Source organism: Hansschlegelia beijingensis, from assembly GCF_045505405.1.
GTDB classification, from domain to species: Bacteria; Pseudomonadota; Alphaproteobacteria; order Rhizobiales; family Methylopilaceae; genus Methylopila; species Methylopila beijingensis_A.
Genome location: NZ_JBJKEX010000289.1, coordinates 1 through 3,963, shown reverse-complemented (window position 1 = coordinate 3,963; position 3,963 = coordinate 1). Strand labels below are relative to the sequence as shown.

The 3,963-nt window shown below is 69.4% G+C and carries 3 protein-coding genes and 1 pseudogene; 2 read left to right on the top strand and 2 right to left on the bottom strand.

Annotated elements, in window-relative coordinates; translation table 11 throughout:
- On the top strand, window positions 1-952 hold a 952-nt coding region (gene mltA, locus ACIKT0_RS14480), incomplete at its 5' end, for a murein transglycosylase A (RefSeq protein ID WP_407106022.1).
- Window positions 949-1,515 carry a Smr/MutS family protein gene (locus ACIKT0_RS14475; RefSeq protein ID WP_407106020.1) on the top strand — a complete coding sequence of 189 codons (567 nt, stop codon included), beginning with the start codon at window positions 949-951 and terminating at the stop codon, window positions 1,513-1,515. The genes mltA and ACIKT0_RS14475, both read left to right, overlap by 4 nt.
- A 448-nt stretch (window positions 1,516-1,963) precedes the next feature.
- On the opposite strand, the gene hslU is transcribed toward ACIKT0_RS14475, so the two are convergent.
- Both hslU and ACIKT0_RS14465 read right to left on the bottom strand, forming a co-directional pair.
- Entirely contained in the window at window positions 1,964-3,259 is a 1,296-nt protein-coding gene (hslU, locus tag ACIKT0_RS14470; protein ID WP_407106019.1) for an ATP-dependent protease ATPase subunit HslU, read from the bottom strand.
- 16 nt (window positions 3,260-3,275) lie between these two features.
- Window positions 3,276-3,963, bottom strand: a pseudogene (locus ACIKT0_RS14465) (hypothetical protein); the annotation flags it as partial.

The window sequence follows — 3,963 nt, the reverse complement described above, 5'->3', positions numbered from 1 at the left end:
GTCGCGGGCGGCGCTGCCGCCGAGCGCGGCCCTCCAGCAGAGCTGCGAGCAGGCGCTCTCACTCGGCGAGCCCGACGCGGTCGGCGCCCGCGCCTTCTTCGAACGGGCCTTCCAGCCTTTCCTGGTGGGCGAGGGGATGCTCACCGGATATTACGAGCCGGAGGTCGCGGGCTCGAGGACGCCGGTCGGAAGACTGGACACGCCCCTTCTGGCGCGACCCGCAGATCTCGTCACGATCCCGGACGGCGAAACCCTGCCCGGCGTCCCGGCAGGGCTGGGGGGCGCGCGCAAGACCAGCCGCGGCGGCTTCGAGCCTTATCCGGATCGCGCGGCGATCGAGGACGGCGCGCTGGCGGGACAGGGCCTCGAACTGGTCTATCTCGACCGGATCGACGCGTTCTTCGTTCACATCCAGGGTTCGACCCGGGTACGGCTCCCGGACGGCTCCTCCGTCAGGCTGGCGTTCGATGGCCGAAACGGACGCAAGTTCAGCGGAATCGGTCGACTTCTCGTCGAACGGGGCGCGATGACGAAGACCGGCGCGTCGATGGCTGGTATCCGGGCATGGCTCGCGGCCAACCCGCAGGAAGGCCGTGAACTGATGCGCCAGAACGCCTCCTACATCTTCTTCCGCGTCGACGACGCGCTCAAGGACAGCGACGGTCCGCGCGGCGCCCAGAACGTGCCGCTGACGCCCGAGCGCAGCATCGCGGTCGATCGTGGCCTATGGTCGTATGGGCTGCCCTTCTGGCTCGACAGCCGCTTTCCCGACGGGAAGCCGATCCGCAGGCTGACGGTCGCCCAGGACACGGGGTCGGCGATCCTGGGCGCCGCGCGCGCGGATTATTTCGCCGGGACGGGAGACGCGGCCGGCGCGGTCGCGGGCGGCATGAAGCAACAGACCCGCTTCGTCGTGCTGCTGCCGCGTGGTGACGCGGCTCCGGGACAATGAGCGGCGGAAGGCGCCGCCGCGTCGTCTCCGAGGCCGAACTCGCGCTGTGGATGAAGGTCGCCGAGACGGTGGAGCCGCTCCCCGGCCGGGCTCTGCCCGAGCCAGTGGCCCCGCCCCCCGCGCCAAAACCGGTGGAGGAGCGTCCCGCCCCGCCGCCATCGGCTCCTGTCGTCCCGCCAAGACCCGTCCGCCAGCCTGCGCCGCCGCCGCTGGCGCCCCTTGAGGCCAAGCTGCGGCGCAGACTGGCCAGGGGCGTGGTCGAGATCGATGCGCGCGTCGACCTCCACGGCCTGAGGCAGGACGAGGCGCACCGGCGGCTCGCCTCGTTCCTGATCCGCGCGCAGGCCGAGGGCCACAGGGTGGTGCTGGTGATCACCGGCAAAGGCCGACCGGGCGCGGAAGAGGCTTTTGGCTCCGAGCGCGGCGTCCTTCGCCGGTCCGTGCCGCACTGGCTGAGCTCTCCGGCCGCCCGTGACGTCGTGATCGGCTTCGAGCCGGCCGACCCCGTCCATGGCGGCGCTGGCGCGCTCTATGTGCGGATCAGGAGGGCTGTGCGGCGGTGAGCGTTACTGAGAATGGCCGGGCCAAGTTTGGGAACTGTGATTGGTGTCGTCCCAACTTGATGGCTCCCGTCGGAACGACCTCGAAGGATGCAGACGAGCAAGAAGGACGAGCCCTGCGATTACTCCAAGACCCACCATCACTCCGATGATGATTTCGGCCATCTCCGGCTCCTCAATGGCACGAATCGCCGCCGCCGCAGTCGCCCCTTCCGCCGGAAGCGCCGCCGCCGATCCCCGCGTCGCCACCGCCCGGACTTCCGCCCATGGTCCGCATCACCGATCCGGTCGACCAGAACTGGATCGCCATTCTAATGACGGACATGATGATCAACAACGCGCCGCCCAGGTCAAGAAAAATTAGAAGGGCCGCTGCATTCCGAATGTCTCGGTTTCCTCCAGGGAAACGCGTAAATCGGAGCCGGTCTAGAGAACGCTGCGATCTGCTTAATCACAAGATATACCGGCTTAGGTCGGCGTTCTTGGCCAAGTCCCCGACATATCTGCGGACGTAGTCGCCGTCGACCACGACCGTCTCGCCGCCGCGGTCCGCGGCCGTGAAGCTGATCTCGTCCAGCACCCGCTCCATCACGGTCTGCAGCCGGCGCGCGCCGATGTTCTCGACGCTGGCGTTGACCTCGACCGCGATGTCGGCGAGCGCCGCGACGCCGTCCTCGGTGATGTCGAGCGTCACGCCCTCCGTGGCCATCAGGGCGACGTACTGCTTGACGAGGCTCGCCTCCGTGTCGGTCAGGATCCGGACGAAGTCCTCGCGGGTGAGGGCGTTCAGCTCGACGCGGATCGGCAGCCGCCCCTGCAGTTCCGGCAGGAGGTCGGAGGGCTTGGCGACGTGGAAGGCCCCCGACGCGATGAACAGGATGTGGTCGGTCTTCACCGGCCCGTGCTTGGTCGCGACGGTCGTGCCCTCGATCAACGGCAGCAGGTCGCGCTGCACGCCTTCGCGGCTGACGTCGCCGGCGCGGCCCTCGCGGGCGCAGATCTTGTCGATCTCGTCGAGGAACACGATGCCGGCGTTCTCGACGGCCTTGATGGCCTCCGCCGTGAGCTGCTCCTGGTCGAGCAGCTTGTCGGACTCGTCGGCGATCAGCTGGTCGCGCGCGTCCCTGACGAGCACGCGGCGCGCCTTCTTCTGGCCCTGGAACGCTTTGCCCATGAGGTCGCCGAGCGAGATCATGCCGACCTGTCCGGGCATGCCGGGGATCTCCATCATGGCCGGCCCGGAGGACGCGACCTCGATCTCGATCTCCTTGTCCTCCATCTCGCCCGCCATCAGCTTCCGGCGGAACGACTCGCGGGTGGCCGGGCTTGCGGCGGGCCCGACCAGCGCCACCAGGATGCGCTCCTCGGCGGCGAGCTCCGCCTTCGCGCGGACGTCCTTGCGCCTCGTCTCGCGCACCAGGCCGATCGCCACTTCGACCAGGTCGCGGACGATCTGCTCGACGTCGCGGCCGACATAGCCGACCTCGGTGAACTTGGTCGCCTCGACCTTGAGGAACGGCGCGTTGGCGAGCCGGGCGAGCCGGCGCGAGATCTCGGTCTTCCCGACGCCGGTCGGGCCGATCATCAGGATGTTCTTCGGCAGCACCTCTTCCCGCAGCGCGCCCGTCAGCTGCAGGCGACGCCAGCGATTCCTGAGCGCGATCGCGACCGCGCGCTTGGCGTCGCGCTGGCCGACGATGTGGCGGTCGAGCTCGGAAACGATTTCACGGGGGGACAGGTCGGTCATGCGGGTGTTCGGGATCTCAGGACGATGAGGGGACGGCGGCGCGCAGCGAAGGCGGCAGCGGCGCTAGCAAGAGTCGACGCGCGGGACGCCATCCGGCGCCGAGCGCCACGACGACGACGCCCAGGATGACGAGCGTCAGGGCGAAGATCGTGGCCGAATCGAACTGCGCGCGGGTGATCAGCGCTCCGATCGCCGCGCCGAAATAGATCAGGCCCGACATCAGCAGGGCGCGGCGGTCGACGACCAGCGCGACCAGCGCCAGCGCCGCCAGGATCGCGACCGCGACAGCCGCCTCCGACGGCGTGGGGCTGGCCGGATCGGCCACGACGAAGCTCAGCAGCGCGTGAACGATCATCGGCGCCGCCAGCAGATGCAGCCAGAAGCCGTTGTCGCTGGCGAGCGTCCGCCGCTCCGGATCGCGCAGGTCGAAGGTCATGGCGGCGCCGAACACGAGCAGGCCCAGCACCAGCAGCAGCTCGCGCCAGCGTTGCTCCAGCAGCGCCTCGGCGTGCAGCCCAAGCAGGGCGAGCGCGAGACCGATCGCGCAGGCCGCGACCAGAAGGGTCGAGAACGGCAGCCGGAAGCGCAGGCGGAACGCCGCCGCGGCCGCGAGCGGATCAACGCGCTGTTCCCGCTCGCGACCGCGACCGAGGTCTTCGCGCAAGGCCTGAAGCCCGAGAAGACCGACCTCAAGGTCGGCTTCA